Here is a 16,816-nt window from a genome sequence, read left to right on the forward strand (position 1 = left end):
TGCTGTAATTAGCTGATCTAATTAAATTTAACTCTCACTTTATGAACAAAAACAGCACAACAGCTAAATCAAATATTGCTCGTCTCAATTCAATTGATTCTCTTAGAGGATTAGCAGCACTCATAGTTGTTATTTATCATGCTAGAGCCATGTTATGGATAGGATTGAGTGAAACATGGAGACAATATGGATTATCCCTAGATATTAATAATTGGTTAGGATATGCAACAGCACCTTTTTCTCTTGGTGGATTAGCTGTTGCATTATTTTTTGTTCTTAGTGGTTACTGTATTCATCGTAAAAATGCATTAACTTTATCACAAAACCCTAATACGAAACTTGAGCTTAAACAATTTATAGCTCGTCGTTTGTGGAGAATATATCCCGTCTATTTTATCAGTCTTTGTATAACAGCAATAATTGATGCATATCTAATTACATATCACCCAACGTATGTTCACCCTGGTCAAGATAACTCATTTTTTGCCTTCATAATGAGTTTATTATCTCTGCAAGGATTAGCAGCAGCACCGTTTGGTAGCAATGGTGTTTTCTGGACTTTGGCGTTAGAATTGCACTTTTACGCAATTTACCCCTTGTTGTACTATATATCTCGCAAATTTGGGGCAACGAAAGCTATCAGTGTTACTTTGATAGTCAGTGTAATTTACATACTTTTCGACATTACTTTTGGTTTTTCAAACAAATTGCCTTATCGTAATAATGGTGTACCTATTTTCTTACCTTACTGGTTTACTTGGGGATTTGGATTTTATTTAGCTGAAATAGAAGCTGGTAGAGCTTCTATACCCAAAAATTTTTGGTTACTCTCCATCGTAGGAGCTATATTAACTGTTCCAGCACTACTATCAGGATATCAACCTCTTAGTTATTTCACCTCTACCTTAGTATTTGGAGGTTTAATATGGTGGAGTACAACATTTTCTGGGCAGTTATTTTGGAAAAATATTGTTGGTATTTGGCTGGCAAGAATTGGAACTTTTAGTTACTCATTGTATGCTATTCACGTACCCAGCATACTTATGTTCAAATTTTTGTTATCTCCTTCAGGAGAGAGTTTTAAGACTTTAATACCTACAATATTAGCTATTTTTGTATCAATCATAAGTGGATACTTGTTATTTTTATTAGTTGAAAGATGGACTTTAAAATATCCAAAGTTTTTGCAGAATTTTGTAAAATAAAAATATTTTATTATCTATCCACTAAATAAATATAATTACTAAAATTTTTATGAAAAATACTAAAGTTTTAGTAGCACAACTAGGTGCTAGAAAACACTATCAAGAACCTCTGTTATTTCATCGCTGGGGGATTTTAGATAGGCTTTACACCGATTTTTATTCTGGTCATAGTGGGTTTACCAGCCTCTTACGTAATCCTATAATTTACAATAATTTGCCCAGTTCTCTCAAAAAAGGTTTAGATAGATACGAGCCAGACCTCAAAGATGCAAAAATTACTCACTTTCCTAAATTTGGCTATCAATATGTCCAAGCTTGGAAGAATACTTCACTTCAAAATGCATCACAAGTATGTGTCTGGGGAGGAAGGGAATTTTGCCGACAGATAATTAAAAATGGTTTAGAAAACGTCAATGTTATTTATGGATTCAACAGCGCTTGTCTAGAGTTATTTGAATATGCGAAAGATAAAGGTATTCGCTGTATTCTTGATCAAACTTTTGCTGATTGGCAATTTGTGCATCCTATACTCCTGAAAGAGGAAGAATATTGGCAAGGATGGTCATTGTCACCCTTTACAGTTGGTGATCATGATTTAGAACTCTTGCAAAGAGAGCATTGTGAACAAGACTTAGCTGATCATATTATTTGTGGTTCTAGTTTTGTCAAAGACTCTCTTTTAGCTAGAGGTGTTGATGCTAACAAAATTTCTATAGTACCGTTAGGCAGACTGAAAGATGAAGTAACAGACCAATATCAACCAATTAACCAATCTCCCCAAGAACGAGGAGACGGTCTAAGAATATTATTTGTAGGTACAGTTAGCCTTAGAAAAGGTATTCCTTATTTACTAGAAGCTCTCAGACAAATTAAAGGAAAAATACCTTTTACTTGCAAAGTTGCAGGCGCTTTGGAAATTAAACCAGAGCGTGCTACTGAGTATAGCGATGTGTGCGAATTTATGGGAAGAGTACCCCGTTCACAAATTACAGATTTATATGCTTGGGCTGATGTATTTGTGCTGCCTTCTCTGTGTGAAGGTTCAGCAATGGTAACTTATGAGTCTTTGATTTCTGGTGTACCTATCATTACCACTTATAATTCAGGTTCTATTGTCCGAGAAGGAATAGATGGTTTTATTGTACCTGTCAGAGATAAAGATGCGATCGCTAATAATTTACTGGAGCTTTATCCAAGAGGCAAGAACTATGAAAAAAGAGCTCATACTCAAGAATATTTAAAAAATCTCTTTCAAGAGTCTGAAGAAAAACTACGGCATATTTTAGTTAATTAGTTTTATTGAACTCGCATATTGATTTAAATTGCTAGTTAAAAAATAATTTTCTAAACCATGACGTGTATTTTTGGTGTATTACAAAAGAGAACTTATTTCAAATACTCTGTAATAATTGGAGTTATACCTATGTGATATAAATCCCCACGTTCATGGCTCACACATATCTGAATCTACTAGTTATTACTTGCCTGTGTTTGATAGGCTGGGGAGTAATTCGCGTAGAGCGAATTTATCAATACCCATTCTTCATGGGTAGTATGTTTCTTTCTTTTGTGCTGCCTCAAGCTTTTGCCTTAACTGATAATCCTGGCCCAGTTAACCAAGTAGCTCTTGAAAGAGTATTGTTAGTATCGTGCCTATGTGCTGCTTCCTGTTTGATAGGTTATGAATTTAAACCAAATAGAAAATGGTTGGCAAAGCTAAATATCATTGTCGATGAACGTAAATTATTTAGGGGAGGAATAGCCCTGATGGCGCAGGGCTGGTTTTTTAATTTTTTACTTTCTCGTACCACTCCTGACATCGCAGCAAATGGTAACTGGACAGGACCAGCCACTATATATCTTTTTCTAGCCCAAGTTGGCAATATTGCTTTTGGGATTTTCCTATTACAAGCTTGGAAGCGTCCCAATGCTATCAATATTATTTGTACAGTTATCTCTGCCTCACCTCTTATAGATGCTGTTCTGAAAGGCCGTCGTCAACCCACAATGACATTGGCGATTATAATAGGTCTTTCATTGTGGCTTGTTCACCGTCGCATACCTCCTAGATGGTTAGTGATTACAGGCATATCTGTAATGGCTTTTCTCATTCCTTTATTTGGTGCCTTACGTGGTGATTTTTGGAATTTAGTTTTTAGTGGAAATTGGCAAGCGGTAATTTCTTCGGCTCAAAATGCATTTGCCATACAACAAAAAGGCGAAATATTAGAACTCAGAAATGCAGCATTATTTATGGACGTTGTAGATAAAACTGGTTTGTATGGCTATGGTGGTGGATGGTGGGATGGGATTGTATTTCAGTATGTACCTGGACAACTTGTAGGTTTTGAATTTAAAAAATCTCTGCAATTTAATTTTCGAGAAAAATATGATGAATTACTACTAAATCTATATGCCTATAGAATTCCCAACGGCACTACACCAACTGGTATCGCTGATTCTTTTACAGAATATGGATACTTTGGCTGTATCACTTTTGCTTTCATCGGTTACATCTTTAAAAATCTTTGGATATCTGCTGTTTACTATAAAAGTATTTTTAGTAGACTTTTGTATTTAGGATTAATTAGCCCAGCAATGATCGGTCTAACACATGGTATAGGAGCATTTATACAACAGGCGATATTTCAAGTAATTTTTCTGAGTTTAGTTGTTCATTATTCCAAAATAAAACATCTATTTTTTTTACAATGAATGGAGAAATATCAGTTAAAATTTGAACACTAGAGCATTCCAATTCACTGTCAATATTTTTTAGTTAAATATAGTTAAAGAATATGAAACGTTGGTATCAATTATCAAAAGATCCTAATTCATCTGAAGTAATGCAATTTCGGAAAGAAATTCTTACTAAAGCAAGAAAAGGAAAATTAATTAATAGTCGAATTGATTATCTATGTAATTTAGTTAAAGGAAGAAATGTTCTTGATATTGGTGTTGTAGAACATACTATTGAGGCAATACATAGCCCTGATTGGTTGCATAAAAATTTGTGTCAGCATGCTAAAACTTGTTTAGGTGTGGATATCCTTGAGGATGATGTAAAAAAATTACAATCAATGGGATTTAACATTATCTGTGCTGATATTACTCAATCACCACTAGAAGAAAAATTTGATGTAATTGTGTGTGGAGAAGTTTTAGAACATCTAGACACACCTGGAAATCTATTGGCAAGTGCTACCAAAATGCTATTACCAGAAGGACGATTAGTGTTATCAGTTCCTAATCCTTGGTATATCAATGTTGTCCTTAAAAATATATTGAATGGTTCACCATACATTGATAATGTCGATCATGTATGTTGGTTTGATCCTTGTACTTTGTGCGAGTTGGGAGAGCGACATGGTTTAATTCTAGATAATTTTATAGGTGTTGCTGTGACTGCTCAGGAATTATCAAACTTACATACAAAAGTTTTTTTCGGTCTCACGCCATTTTTTATCAACTTAGGCATCAGACCAGAGATATTTGCAAAGACAATGATTTATGAGTTTGTATTACCACATTGACTCATTTACAATCTGGAAAGATAAGCAATGAATAAGCGTTTACTTTTGATTAGTTCCAATTCCAGTGATCGGGGTGGTGGGGAACGTTATTTAATATATCTCACTAAAGGTTTACGCTTACTTGACTGTGAAGTACATGTACTGCTCTCGACAGCTAGTTATATGGATAATTGGGCAAAATTGCTGATTATTGAGGGAGCGCATGTACATCGGAAAAATCTTTTAGGATTGCGTTCCCGACCTTTGCGATTTGTGCAATCTATTGTTGATCAAAATCAACAGTTAGAAATTGCCAAGTCATGCCAGCAGATTTCGCCTGATGCCATTTTAGTCAATCAGCAATATGACGAGGATGGACTTGATTATGTGGCTGGTGCTTTGATGTCTCAAGTCGCACCTGTAGGTGGCATTATCCATATGCCCATGACAGCCCATAAGCATCAACGTCTATTAGGTAATTTTCGTGGCAAATTACTTCGTAAATGGTATAAAAAACATCCATATTCTTTAATTCTTGTTTCTAAAGATAGTCAGAAAGAATTTGAAAACTACTACAGCTATCCACGCCCTACTAAAGTAGTTAATCATGGTTGTGAGTTTTCAGAAATTATTACATCTCATCCATCTCTTCCTAGCAAATGGTCAGAACCATTACCGATTATTGGCTTCTCTGGTCAATTCGTTTTGCAAAAAAATCTTCAATTACTAATAGATGCATGGTTATGGACTATCAAACAGGGAATGAGAAGTCGTTTACTATTAATAGGTGATGGCCCAGAGAGACAAAATTTAGACAAATATTTGCGTGAAAACGCTCCTGAAAATACATGGTACATTACAGGTTGGCAGGAGCATCCAGAAGCATATCTATCAGTATTGGATATTTATGCGATGACAAGTCATTTTGAGGGTCTACCACTGGCACTAATAGAAGCAGCAGGAAGGGGAATACCTGCTGTAGTTACCAATTTTAATGGTGCGTCTGATATTGCTGAACATGCTTTGTGGGTGAGTGTTGCAACTGATGCTAGTCCTGAATCCTTTGGTAACACATTAATCAACTCGATTAATCAACTATCTTGGCTAAAACAGCAAGCTACAAATGGACAGCAAGATTTTCAGAAGTACTTTTCCTTACAGAGAATGGCAAGTGAAACCCTTGTTGCTCTTGGCATAGCTTAGGTAAAAAATCGATGCATATAGTAGTCATTTTTATTAATATTGGCAGCTACCATGCTGCTCGATTACGTGCTGTCTATTCGGCTTGTCAACAAAAAGGTTGGAGTTTGACAGCAATTCAAGCTACAGACAACACTTTACAGCATCCTTGGGGATACTTGGAGCAGGAAATTACATTTCCTCTGAAAACTATTTTACCCCAAGCTAGCACAGCCATTTATACAGAAGAACAAGCTGCTGCTTTACTACCTTCTTGTTTAGATAATCTCCAACCAGATGTCGTTGTTATTCCTGGTTGGGGATTTAGTATATCACGTACAGCGCTTTCTTGGTGCCAGCGCCACAGAATACCAACAATTGTGATGAGCGAAACTAAGTGGGATGATGAAAAGCGGCAGTGGTGGAAGGAAAAACTAAAATTTTGGTTATATATCAGTAAGTTTGATGCAGCACTGGTAGGAGGTGAAATGCATCGTGACTATCTAATCAAGTTAGGTTTTCCTCAAGAGAGGATTTTTTTGGGTTACGATGCTGTTGACAACGATTATTTTGCAAAGCAAGCTCAGCTGGCAAGGTTTGATACTGCTGCTGCAAGGCGGCGACAACCAAAAATTCCTGCTAGACCATATTTTATAGTTGTGACTCGCTTGCTTAAACGCAAAAATGTTTACCGCCTTGTGGAGGCTTTTGCTATTTATCGCCAACAAATAGGAGAAGCTCAAGCGTGGGATTTAGCAATATGTGGCAACGGAGAAGAAGAAGCAGCTATCCGTAATCTCATACTAGAAAAAAAATTATATAACTGCGTTCACTTACCTGGTTTTATTAATTACCAGGCAATAGGAGATTGGTACGGTTTAGCGAATGCCTTTGTACATCCTGCTTTACAAGAACCTTGGGGTTTAGTGGTGAACGAAGCTTGTGCTGCTGGTTTACCAATCGTATCCAGCCGCTTAGTGGGAGCTAGTTACGAACTTGTCAAAGATAATGACAATGGTTTGTTATTCGATCCAGAGAGGACTCAAGAAATGACTCAAGCTTTATTAACTATTCATAGAATGCCTCCAGATGTAAGAAATAAAATGGGAAAATTGAGTCAAAAGATTGTAACTAAATTTAGTCCCCAGAGTTTTGCTGATGGTATTTTTAAAGCAATTTCTACTATAAAAATTTTGAATTAATTAAATTCTAAATACTATTTAAGCAATGCGAATTTTATTTTTTACACCTTATATCGGTTTTAATTATGGTGGAATTCCCAAGGCAGTGGAAGAATTAGCATCAGCAATTGGAAAGCTTGATGCTAGTGTTGATGTAGTTACCACAGATGCGAATAATTTAGAAAAGATTTCTGTTCCTTTGAAGAAGTGGATAGATAAAAAAAACTATAGAATCATATATTTTCCATGTTGGAATCGTCAAGATTTTGTTATTAGTATTCCTTTAATTATTTGGTTATGTCAACACATTCATGAGTATGATATAGTTCATTGTCACACAGTGTTTGCACCAATTGTTTTAATAGTTGATTGGATGTGTCAATATCGGCATATTCCCTATGTTGTAACTCCGCATGGAATGCTAGAGCCTTGGGCATTATCTTACAAAGCCCGGAAAAAGCAAATATATTATAATTTGTTAGAGAAAGCTGCCCTACAAAATGCTAATGCAATCCACGTGATAGCAAGCTTAGAAGCTAGTAATGTCAGATCTCTGGGATTTCAGCAAATTGTTAATGTTCCTAACGGAATTCACCGCCAAGAATTTGAATACCTACCAGAACCAGAAATTTTTTATCAGCAGTTTCCGATTACACGTAACAAAAGTCTGATTCTCTTTCTTGGTCGCATTGATCCTAAAAAAGGTCTAGACTTGCTTGCTCCTGCCTTTGCCAAAGTTCATGACAAGTTTCCTCAAACACACTTAGTTGTAGCAGGTCCTGATAACATCGGGTTCATGACGACGGTTCAAAGGTATTTTCGTCAAGCACAATGTTTAGATGCTGTAAGTTTTACGGGGATGCTGACAGGAAATCTAAAATCTGCGGCACTTGCTGCTGCTAATTTATATGTTGCTCCTTCTTATTCAGAAGGCTTTAGTATGTCCGTCTTAGAAGGAATGGCTTCAGGATTACCTTGTGTAATTACCAATGGTTGCAATTTTCCAGAAGCAGCAATAGCTCAAGCTGCTTATGTTGTTGATATCAATAGTGATGCGATCGCAGATGCTTTAATTCATTGCCTGAGTCATCCTCAACAAGCAAAAGCAATGGGCGATCGCGCTCGTGAATTTATCTTCCAAAACTACACTTGGGATCGCTCTGCTGAAAAATTAGTACAAGTTTATCAAGCTATTATTAGTAGGAATTCTTTGACGGAATATTTTGCTATAAGTAGTAATTCAGCTTCTAATGGATAAAAATTATATAAGCTCTGAGTAGCCATCATAAACTAGTGTTGATGAAAATCTTCTTTTCCTTTTCCCTTTACCCCTTCCCCGATTTTAAAATTACTAGGAGATTAATATGCAAGTAAAAACAGATCCATCGAATATAAAAGGCGATTCCTTAGCTGCGAATTCTAAAGATTTCTCTAATAAAATAGCATTCAACGATCATAAGATTCGCTTTATTGTTAAATATAGTCAAGGTAAAGATGTTTTAGACATAGGATGTGTATGCCATAATCCCGAAAGTTACAAAAGCAAATATTGGGTACATAAAGCCATCAAGGAAGTTGCTCGGAGTTTAATTGGAATTGACCTATATCAAGATGGTGTAGAATATCTGCAAAAATTAGGGTTTAATGTTGTAACAGCAGATGCCCAATGCTTCGAGTTAGGAAAAAAATTCGATGTCATTGTTGCTGGAGATATTATCGAACATCTTGAGGACTTTCATGGTTTTTTAAAGAGTTGTAAAAAACATATGCATAAAGATAGCAGACTGCTTATATCAACACCAAATCCTTGGTATTGGCGTAATATTATTAAAGCTGCTTTAAATAAAGAAGTAAATAATAATCCAGAGCATACATGTTGGCTTTGTGTCCGAACATTACGTCAACTTGTGAATCGGCATGGGATGAACATAGGTGAGATTCAATTTGGGTCTACATATTTACGAGATAAAATAATACCACTCCCTCGCGGATGGAAACATACAAGTTTTCATGCCGAAGTTTTCATTATGGATTAACTGAAATACTAAAATTTAAATAGTTTTGAGTTTATATTTTCCGCCTAGCAACGCACATTAATGATAATGCTGCTTCTGGTGTATTTGGATTAATTCCTGATAGTCTTTGAGCTACACGACATTTCCAAGAAGATTTACCATAGTTTCCGCGTAAGACTTCTACTCCTACAGTATGGTTATGAGGATATAATTCAACTTGAAAACCTAATGGTTTTAATATTTCATAGTAAAGCTCTGGTGTAACACCGTCACCTGGTTGATGATGTACTTCTGTAGCTATACTCCAGAATTGCTCCTCTGGTGTCGAATGTCCACCCCGTTTTAAGAGTCGATAGAATGGCAAACGTATTTGCCACAAAAGAAAACCTAAACCTCGAAAATTATAAGCACTACGTTGTGGATCGTGATCAGTAATTAAAAGTCCACCGGGACGAACTAAGCGTCCTGCTTCTCTTAAAACTTTTGCCATATCATCACAGTGGTGCAAACAAGCATTAAGCATAACCATATCGGCAAACTCACAAACAAATGGCAGATTCTGGGCATCTGCCAGAATTGGCATGTATCCAAGTTTTTCAGCCATTTGTAAAGCACCATAAGAAACGTCTACACCCAAAAGTAATCTAGGTTCACCACAATTTTCTCTCAAAGATGCATATAAATTACCAGGTCCACAACCAATATCCACAACAATTTTGTCACACCAACTACCAATGACTGCTTGCCAAAGGTCTATAAATTTTTCATCCCGATGACAAGCTTCAAAATAATTTTTTGCCCATTTTGAATGCCCGAAATAATAACTATTTGCCTGAATTGCGGGGGTAGGGTTTTGGATTTTACAACTCAGGATACCTGTTTGATCTTGAATAATCTCAACGTCTTTAAGCAAATATTGGGATAGATTTCCTGTTGGTTGGTTTAACATAAAACTTGAACAATCAACAGCTTGACAATTAACAATTGTATAATATTTTCCAAATAAAAACATTTATAAAGATTATTTTTAAAGATAAAAAATATTTTGTTGAAGTAAAATATAGTTTTATCCTGATTAATCAAAAATATGAGGTTTCATAGAGAATATTTAACTAGACATGATTATGCTGTACATATTTGTAATAGACTAGAACAATGTAAAAATGAGTTACACCAAGAATTTCTTAAAAAAAACCAAATTAATAGCTGCTATATTGACAATATACTAGATGAAGTTTATGCCAAAGAAATTTATCAATCATTTCCTTATACAGAAGAATTATTACTTTTAAAAGATATTCGAGAGTACAAATATGTAGGAATGCAAATGAATAAATATAGCCCTATTTTAGAAGAAATCATCTATGCATTCCAAGAGCCAAGAGTAGTTTCACTTATATCTGAAATTACTTCTATAGAAGAATTATTACCAGATAAACATCTTTATGCGGGTGGAATTAGTTTAATGAATAAGGGTTGTTTCTTAAATCCCCATCTTGATAATTCCCATGATAAAGACCGCAAGAATTATCGTGTCCTAAACTTGTTATATTATGTTACTCCCGATTGGAAACAGGAATATGGTGGTAATCTAGAGCTTTGGGATCAAGGGTTAAAGAAAAACTGTAGAACTATACACAGTAAGTTTAATCGTCTTGTGATTATGATTACTAATAAAAGCTCCTTACATTCTGTAAGCAAAGTGAATCATCAAGGTCAACGTTGCTGTGTATCTAATTACTACTTTTCTCCCAAACCCGTGCAATCAAGTGAATATTTTCACGTCACATCGTTTCGAGGACGCCCAGAACAAAGATTCAGGGATATAGTCTTACAAGGTGATGCAATTTTACGTAATGGAATTCGTAAAATTTTCAAACATGGAATCAAAAAGCCTCATTATTATCAAAATGTAGATAGCGAATGAGCAATTAATTTCAGTTGTGAAACAATTTTCTTGCTTCTGTAAAAAATATTGGATTCTAGCTTTAGTAGGATTAATCCTCGCCTTGGTGTTTGTTATTCCAGTGCGTTTGATAATGGCCAAAACCCAAGCACCCCAACCGCAAGCGTTTTTGATATTAGGTGGCGATTCTGCCAGGGAAAATTTTACTGCCGAACTAGCCCCGTGGTATCCTTCTTTAGATATTTGGGTATCTTCGCCACCGGAGCCTGAGAAAACGTGGAAAACTTTTATCAGTGCAAATGTTCCTAGTATACAACTACATATTGATCATCGTGCGGTCGATACCGTGACTAACTTTACTACTTTAGTTGATGACTTCAAAAAACAGCATTTACAACACCTGTTTTTGATTACCTCTGACTATCACATGCCCAGAGCCAGAGCGATCGCTACTATTATTCTTGGTAGCCAAGGTATCGCTTTTACTCCTCTTTCTGTTCCATCAAACCAACCTAAAGAGTCCAATCTCCGTATTCTTCGTGATGTCTGTCGCTCCCTGCTTTGGATATTTACAGGTCGTACGGGAGCCAGCCTTCAATCTGCTGTTGATTTACCATAATATGCGTTTAGATTCTTATACCGTCGGTACTTATAGTCCTGGCGCACCTTACTGGAAGCAAGTTTTGTGGTACTTTTTGGGATGTCCTTTAGTAGAAAGTCATTTGCTTCCCTTCTCAGCTTTAAAGGTTTGGACATTGCGGCGGTTTGGAGCGCAAATTGGTCAAAATGTCCGTATCAAACCGGGAGTACGAGTGAAGTTTCCTTGGCGATTGAGTATAGGTGATCACGTATGGATAGGAGAAAACACTTGGATTGACAACCTTGCCCTTGTTACCATCGAAAGTCATGTATGCTTATCTCAAGGTGTGTATCTCTGCACTGGCAATCACGACTGGAGTCATCCCGATTTTAAACTGATTACTGCTCCTATTCACATTCAAGAAAGTAGTTGGATTGCAGCCAAAGCAGTCATAGGCCCTGGTGTAAGTGTTGGGCGGGGAGCAGTGCTAACCTTGGGATCTGTAACTGCACACTCCTTAGAAGAGATGACAATTTACGCAGGAAATCCGGCTCAACCTGTTAAGAAAAGGAAGATGTAGGTCTGGGAGGCTAGCAAAAAAATCAGTCATTGGCTAACCTAAATCTAGTTGGTCACAAATTCGTATCATGTACCAAATAGATCCTCCTCTTTCTCCCAAAGAAGTTCTACCAACCATGTATGATCTCAAGAGTGAAGATCCAGAGGAGCCTGGTTTGCCTGACGAATTTCATATATATCAACCCCAACTTTTACGGGAAACCTTTCGTCCGCCAACTTATTCTCCAGATGAAGTTTTTGTCGCCAGCGATTTAAATCTTTACTACGACTCTCGTCATCCTCTATGGTACAAGCGGCCTGATTGGTATGCAGTGGTTGGTGTCTCCAAGTTATACGAAGGGAAAGACCTACGTTTAAGTTACGTGGTTTGGCAAGAAGGAGTCAACCCGTTTGTTGTGGTAGAATTACTTTCCCCTGGTACAGAAAAAGAAGATTTAGGGCAAAATCTTAGGGTAGTAGATCAGCCGCCAACAAAATGGCAGGTTTATGAACAAATACTGCGTGTTCCCTATTACATAGTTTTTGATCGCTATACAAATACACTGCGAGCATTTATTCTCCAAGCAGACCGCTACACAGAAGTAAATTTGGCAGAACCACGTCTGTGGATGCCAACATTAGAATTAGGCTTGGGACTTTGGCAGGGTACTTACCAAGGTATCGATCGCTTGTGGTTGCGTTGGTATGATGTCAACGGTAACTGGATTCCAACCCCGGCAGAACAAGAACGCCAAAAAGCAGAACGCTTAGCAGCAAAACTGCGAGAATTGGGCGTTAACACTGATCAATTGTAGGGCGATCGCGAAACCTGATCTCCAAGTGCGGCATTTACGGATTTGTTAGACTGAGAACACACCAGCATATTTCAGTCAAATCTCCAAACCAGCCAGCACAAAGAGAATATTCATGTTCACAAATACGCTACTTCTCTCCCAACAACTCCCCACCCTGCAATACTCCTCCACGCCAGAACGATTCGATGAAACCTGGGAAGCTCCCCTAGCTACCCTTCTGGGACTAGGACGCGCTGCTGGCGCTGATTTTATCGAATTTTTCCTAGAGCGTGTCAACTATATCAGTTGTCTTGCGGAAGAAGACACCATCACCAGCATCACACCACGTCTTTCCACTGGTGCGGGAGTCAGAGTCTTTAAAGGACAAGCTGATTGCTACGTCAGCACTAATAACTTATCTTTTGCAGGTTTAAAAGCAGCTTTAGAAAAAGGACTTTCCATTCTGGGATTGCAGCTACCTGCACCTAACGCTCTCATCCCCGAAATTAATTTAGAACTACTAAGAGATTACGCTACTAAAAGAGGTAAAGATAGCTGGCTACCTCTGTGTAGTTCCATCCGCGAAATGGGAGAAATCCTCCTTGATGGTACTGCCCAACTCCAACGCAAAGCTAGTCATATTCAATCCCGTCGTGCTACCTATTTCCGAGATTGGCAAGAAGTCCTAGTTGCTGCTAGCGATGGCACTTTTGCTCGTGACATTCGCCTCACCCAATCTGTAGGATTTAATCTCCTGTGTGCTGACGGAGTTCATCGTGCTTCCATTGGTGAACGTGCTGGTAACACCAGTGATCCCAACTTCCTCAAAACCTGGGATTATCAAGAAGCAGCAGAACATATCTCTGAATCCGCAGGCAAAATGCTCTACGCAGATTACGTAGAATCAGGCACTTATCCTATCATCATGGCCAACCACTTTGGTGGGGTAATCTTCCACGAAGCCTGCGGACACCTGCTAGAAACCACCCAAATTGAACGCAAAACCTCCCCCTTCGCCGATAAAAAAGGCGAAAAAATTGCCCACGAAAGCCTCACCGCTTTAGATGAAGGGCGTACCGAACAAGCCTTCGGTACAATTGATATGGACGATGAGGGTATGCCAGCCCAAAAAACATTACTAATTGAAAAAGGCATTCTCAAAAACTTCTTAGCAGATCGAGCAGGTTCCTGGCGCACCGGACATCCCAGAACAGGTAGCGGACGTCGCCAAAACTTCACCTTTGCAGCTGCTAGCCGGATGCGTAACACATACATTGCACCTGGAGAATACACCACCCAAGATTTATTTGCCTCCGTTGATAAAGGCATTTATTGTAAAAAAATGGGTGGCGGTAGTGTTGGTGCTACAGGTCAATTTAACTTTGGTGTAGACGAAGCTTATCTCATAGAAAACGGCAAAATCACCAAGCCACTCAAAGGAGCAATTTTGATTGGTGAGGCTAAAGAAATTATGAATAAAATTTCCATGTGTTCTCAAGATTTATCCTTAGCACCCGGTTTTTGTGGCTCCGTCAGTGGCAGTATTTACACCACAGTTGGACAACCTCATATCAAAGTAGATTCAATTACCGTTGGTGGACGCTAAGAATTCTTTGTGTCTTTATGCCTTTGTGATTCATACATTTTTTCTTAATCACTAAGACACTAAGACACTAAGCAAAACATAAAAGCAGTCAAATCTAAAATTGAGTATGCCGAATATCAGCGAAATTGCAAATTATGCTAAGGACAGTGCAAATAAACTTGGCATTAAAAAATTCGATATCTATGGCTCAAGCACAGATGCAACTAGTGTGCAAGTTGATCAAGGTGAGCCTAAGCAAGTCAAAGCCTCGAACCTTTCTGGTGTCACTGTCCGGGTTTGGAATGACGAGAATACAATGGGGGTCACCAGCACCACAGATGTAGACCCCAAAGGACTAGAATTAGCTTTGAAAACAGCTTATGAAGCCAGTTTCTTTGGTGTCAAAGAAAATGTCCCAGATTTTAGTCCAGAGGCTACTGTTGATATTGCTGTTCAACAACACGAAAAATCACCACAAGCTCCAGTTTCTCAATTAATAGAAACTTTGCTCAAGGCTGAAAAAGAAGTTTTGGCAGCTCATCCGGCAATTCAAGGAGTACCTTATAACAATTTAGCCCAAAGAGATATTGATAGATTCTATCTCAATAGCGATGGTGCGATCAGAACCGAGTCTCACTCTTTGGCATCAATTTATCTCTACAGCAAAACAGAGGAAGATGGCAAAAAACCCCGCAGCGCTGGTGCTTTTAGAATCAACCGCAGTTTAGGAACTTTAGATGTTAATGGTTGTATTCAAGAAACAACAGAGAAAACTATCAGCCACTTGAACTATGAAAAGGTCAAGTCTGGTAAGCATACAGTGGTTTTTTCACCTGATGCTTTTTTAAGTCTTTTGAGTGCTTTTTCTAATTTGTTTAATGCCCAAAATATTCTGGATAAACAGAGTTTATCTACTCCTGATGATCTAGGTAAGCAAATAGCATCTCCTTTACTTTCTGTGTACGATGATGCATTGCACCCTGCTAATGTTGGGGCAGAATCTTTTGATGGTGAAGGAACTCCAACTCGCCGAATTTCTTTAATTGAAAATGGTGTTTTAACTGGATTTCTACACAGTGCAGGTACTGCCAAACGGATGAATGCCAAACCCACGGGTAATGCTAATATTGGGGCAAAAGTTACTGTTAGTCCTAACTTTTATCATGTTTTTGGCAACTCGCCTGCGGAACAAGAATTGAGTTTGGAAAATGTTGAAAATGTAATTTTTATCGATGATTTACAAGCTCTCCATGCAGGTGTAAAATCTTTGCAAGGTTCTTTTTCTCTGCCTTTTGACGGTTGGATTGTTAACAAGGGTGTGAAAACGAGTATTGAATCTGCAACTGTTGCTGGTGATTTTCTGCAAGTTCTCAAGTCAATTATTTTTGTGGAAAAAGAACTAGAGTTGACTCCCACAGGAGTTTGTCCACGCATTTGGGTTGATGGGCTTTCAATTACGGGAGAATGAATATTATGAATTATGAATTATGAAAAAATTCATAGTTCATGTGTGAGGTGAATTCAAGCCTCAACCAAATTTATGTTTTGGGAAACGAACACTATCTTGGAAAGCTTTGAAGTTCCCTCCGGGAAGCTGCGCGTAGGCGCGTAAGCGACTTCTCGTAAGAGTACGGAGGAAACCTCCGCACCCTAGCGGGAAGCCACTCCGTGTCTACAAACTTTCCGCCGATGCACACAGATGTACACCGATGTAAGTAGATAAATTTTCTGTTGATGGCTAGGTGGTAATTGGTATTTTTACTATTACCAATTACCTATTCTCATTACCCATTACCAGAAACTATGTCAAAGTTCTTCGTAAACGTTGTTCCAATGAAACTAAATCTACTCCCAGATTTTGCAATACCTTAATTGCTGCTCCTCCCCCTTCACGGAGAATTCCTAATAGCAAATGTTCTGTACCAATGTAATTTACACCAAGTTGTCGAGATTCTTCTACTGATAGTTCTAATACTCGCTTAGCTCTGGGGGTGAAGGGAACATCTACAGCTGTGTTTCCTAAACCTCTACCAATGATTTTTTCAACCTCAATTTGAGCATTTTCTAAGTTCACACCTACGGAGGTAAGAAACTGAGATGCAATACCACTACCTTCACCAATTAATCCCAGTAAAATCTGTTCTGTTCCCACAAAATTATGTCCTAAGCGGCGAGATTCACCTTGAGCAATATTTATGGCTATAACTGCTTTTTGAGTAAATCTTTCAAAACCTTTGAGATGGAATCTACCTGATACAAATCCAGAGAGTTTTTCAAATATAGATTCAAAAAATTTTTCCA

Annotated in this window: 15 protein-coding genes and 1 pseudogene; 14 read left to right on the plus strand and 2 right to left on the minus strand. The window is 37.8% G+C overall.

The window, feature by feature from the left end:
• Positions 1-41: 41 nt before the first annotated feature.
• From RS893_RS29375 to RS893_RS29410, 8 genes are all read left to right on the plus strand, one after another.
• A complete protein-coding gene (locus tag RS893_RS29375; protein WP_315789081.1) occupies positions 42-1,205 on the plus strand; it encodes an acyltransferase in 1,164 nt (387 codons plus the stop codon).
• A 49-nt stretch (positions 1,206-1,254) separates the two neighbouring features.
• Positions 1,255-2,499 (plus strand): glycosyltransferase family 4 protein, encoded by a 1,245-nt coding sequence (locus RS893_RS29380; RefSeq protein WP_315789082.1) that lies wholly within the window; start codon positions 1,255-1,257, stop codon positions 2,497-2,499.
• A gap of 152 nt (positions 2,500-2,651) precedes the next feature.
• Positions 2,652-3,920 carry a hypothetical protein gene (locus RS893_RS29385; RefSeq protein ID WP_315789083.1) on the plus strand — a complete coding sequence of 423 codons (1,269 nt, stop codon included), beginning with the start codon at positions 2,652-2,654 and terminating at the stop codon, positions 3,918-3,920.
• Positions 3,921-4,003: 83 nt separating this feature from the next.
• On the plus strand, positions 4,004-4,738 hold the full coding sequence (locus RS893_RS29390) for a class I SAM-dependent methyltransferase (RefSeq protein WP_315789084.1): 735 nt from the start codon (positions 4,004-4,006) through the stop codon (positions 4,736-4,738).
• A gap of 27 nt (positions 4,739-4,765) precedes the next feature.
• Positions 4,766-5,920 carry a glycosyltransferase family 4 protein gene (locus tag RS893_RS29395; RefSeq protein ID WP_315789085.1) on the plus strand — a complete coding sequence of 385 codons (1,155 nt, stop codon included), beginning with the start codon at positions 4,766-4,768 and terminating at the stop codon, positions 5,918-5,920.
• Between the two features lie 11 nt (positions 5,921-5,931).
• Complete coding sequence (locus RS893_RS29400; protein ID WP_315789086.1) at positions 5,932-7,098, plus strand: glycosyltransferase family 4 protein; 1,167 nt, start codon at positions 5,932-5,934, stop codon at positions 7,096-7,098.
• A 25-nt stretch (positions 7,099-7,123) separates the two neighbouring features.
• On the plus strand, positions 7,124-8,335 hold the full coding sequence (locus tag RS893_RS29405) for a glycosyltransferase (RefSeq protein WP_315789087.1): 1,212 nt from the start codon (positions 7,124-7,126) through the stop codon (positions 8,333-8,335).
• Positions 8,336-8,441: 106 nt separating this feature from the next.
• Positions 8,442-9,113 carry a class I SAM-dependent methyltransferase gene (locus RS893_RS29410; RefSeq protein WP_315789088.1) on the plus strand — a complete coding sequence of 224 codons (672 nt, stop codon included), beginning with the start codon at positions 8,442-8,444 and terminating at the stop codon, positions 9,111-9,113.
• Positions 9,114-9,144: 31 nt separating this feature from the next.
• Here the strand turns inward: RS893_RS29410 and RS893_RS29415 are convergent, their stop codons facing one another.
• Complete coding sequence (locus tag RS893_RS29415; RefSeq protein ID WP_315789089.1) at positions 9,145-10,041, minus strand: class I SAM-dependent methyltransferase; 897 nt, start codon at positions 10,039-10,041, stop codon at positions 9,145-9,147.
• Positions 10,042-10,179: 138 nt separating this feature from the next.
• Here RS893_RS29415 and RS893_RS29420 point away from each other — a divergent pair, with 138 nt between their 5' ends.
• The 6 genes from RS893_RS29420 (at position 10,180) to RS893_RS29445 (ending at position 15,983) form a co-directional block, all read left to right on the plus strand.
• On the plus strand, positions 10,180-11,019 hold the full coding sequence (locus RS893_RS29420) for a 2OG-Fe(II) oxygenase (RefSeq protein WP_315789090.1): 840 nt from the start codon (positions 10,180-10,182) through the stop codon (positions 11,017-11,019).
• Between the two features lie 16 nt (positions 11,020-11,035).
• Positions 11,036-11,617 carry a YdcF family protein gene (locus tag RS893_RS29425; protein ID WP_315789091.1) on the plus strand — a complete coding sequence of 194 codons (582 nt, stop codon included), beginning with the start codon at positions 11,036-11,038 and terminating at the stop codon, positions 11,615-11,617.
• A gap of 1 nt (position 11,618) precedes the next feature.
• The gene (locus RS893_RS29430; protein WP_315789092.1) at positions 11,619-12,158 is read left to right on the plus strand and encodes a WcaF family extracellular polysaccharide biosynthesis acetyltransferase; all 540 of its coding nucleotides are present in this window, start codon (positions 11,619-11,621) and stop codon (positions 12,156-12,158) included.
• 67 nt (positions 12,159-12,225) lie between these two features.
• Positions 12,226-12,951, plus strand: coding sequence for a Uma2 family endonuclease (locus tag RS893_RS29435; protein WP_315789093.1), 726 nt, complete (start codon positions 12,226-12,228; stop codon positions 12,949-12,951).
• 112 nt (positions 12,952-13,063) lie between these two features.
• The gene (locus RS893_RS29440) at positions 13,064-14,536 is read left to right on the plus strand and encodes a TldD/PmbA family protein (RefSeq protein WP_315789094.1); all 1,473 of its coding nucleotides are present in this window, start codon (positions 13,064-13,066) and stop codon (positions 14,534-14,536) included.
• A 106-nt stretch (positions 14,537-14,642) separates the two neighbouring features.
• On the plus strand, positions 14,643-15,983 hold the full coding sequence (locus tag RS893_RS29445; RefSeq protein ID WP_315789095.1) for a TldD/PmbA family protein: 1,341 nt from the start codon (positions 14,643-14,645) through the stop codon (positions 15,981-15,983).
• A gap of 339 nt (positions 15,984-16,322) precedes the next feature.
• Here the strand turns inward: RS893_RS29445 and RS893_RS29450 are convergent.
• Positions 16,323-16,796: pseudogene (locus RS893_RS29450) on the minus strand (Clp protease N-terminal domain-containing protein); the annotation flags it as partial.
• Positions 16,797-16,816: the final 20 nt, after the last annotated feature.

This window comes from Fischerella sp. JS2 (genome assembly GCF_032393985.1).
GTDB lineage: Bacteria > Cyanobacteriota > Cyanobacteriia > Cyanobacteriales > Nostocaceae > Fischerella.

Bases quoted from the DNA above. Each gene is read 5' to 3' on its own strand.
- RS893_RS29375 (WP_315789081.1), top strand. From the start codon at position 42: ATGAACAAAAACAGCACAACAGCTAAATCAAATATTGCTCGTCTCAAT.
- RS893_RS29380 (WP_315789082.1), top strand. From the start codon at position 1,255: ATGAAAAATACTAAAGTTTTAGTAGCACAACTAGGTGCTAGAAAACAC.
- RS893_RS29385 (WP_315789083.1), top strand. From the start codon at position 2,652: ATGGCTCACACATATCTGAATCTACTAGTTATTACTTGCCTGTGTTTG.
- RS893_RS29390 (WP_315789084.1), top strand. From the start codon at position 4,004: ATGAAACGTTGGTATCAATTATCAAAAGATCCTAATTCATCTGAAGTA.
- RS893_RS29395 (WP_315789085.1), top strand. From the start codon at position 4,766: ATGAATAAGCGTTTACTTTTGATTAGTTCCAATTCCAGTGATCGGGGT.
- RS893_RS29400 (WP_315789086.1), top strand. From the start codon at position 5,932: ATGCATATAGTAGTCATTTTTATTAATATTGGCAGCTACCATGCTGCT.
- RS893_RS29405 (WP_315789087.1), top strand. From the start codon at position 7,124: ATGCGAATTTTATTTTTTACACCTTATATCGGTTTTAATTATGGTGGA.
- RS893_RS29410 (WP_315789088.1), top strand. From the start codon at position 8,442: ATGCAAGTAAAAACAGATCCATCGAATATAAAAGGCGATTCCTTAGCT.
- RS893_RS29415 (WP_315789089.1), bottom strand. From the start codon at position 10,041: ATGTTAAACCAACCAACAGGAAATCTATCCCAATATTTGCTTAAAGAC.
- RS893_RS29420 (WP_315789090.1), top strand. From the start codon at position 10,180: ATGAGGTTTCATAGAGAATATTTAACTAGACATGATTATGCTGTACAT.
- RS893_RS29430 (WP_315789092.1), top strand. From the start codon at position 11,619: ATGCGTTTAGATTCTTATACCGTCGGTACTTATAGTCCTGGCGCACCT.
- RS893_RS29435 (WP_315789093.1), top strand. From the start codon at position 12,226: ATGTACCAAATAGATCCTCCTCTTTCTCCCAAAGAAGTTCTACCAACC.
- RS893_RS29440 (WP_315789094.1), top strand. From the start codon at position 13,064: ATGTTCACAAATACGCTACTTCTCTCCCAACAACTCCCCACCCTGCAA.
- RS893_RS29445 (WP_315789095.1), top strand. From the start codon at position 14,643: ATGCCGAATATCAGCGAAATTGCAAATTATGCTAAGGACAGTGCAAAT.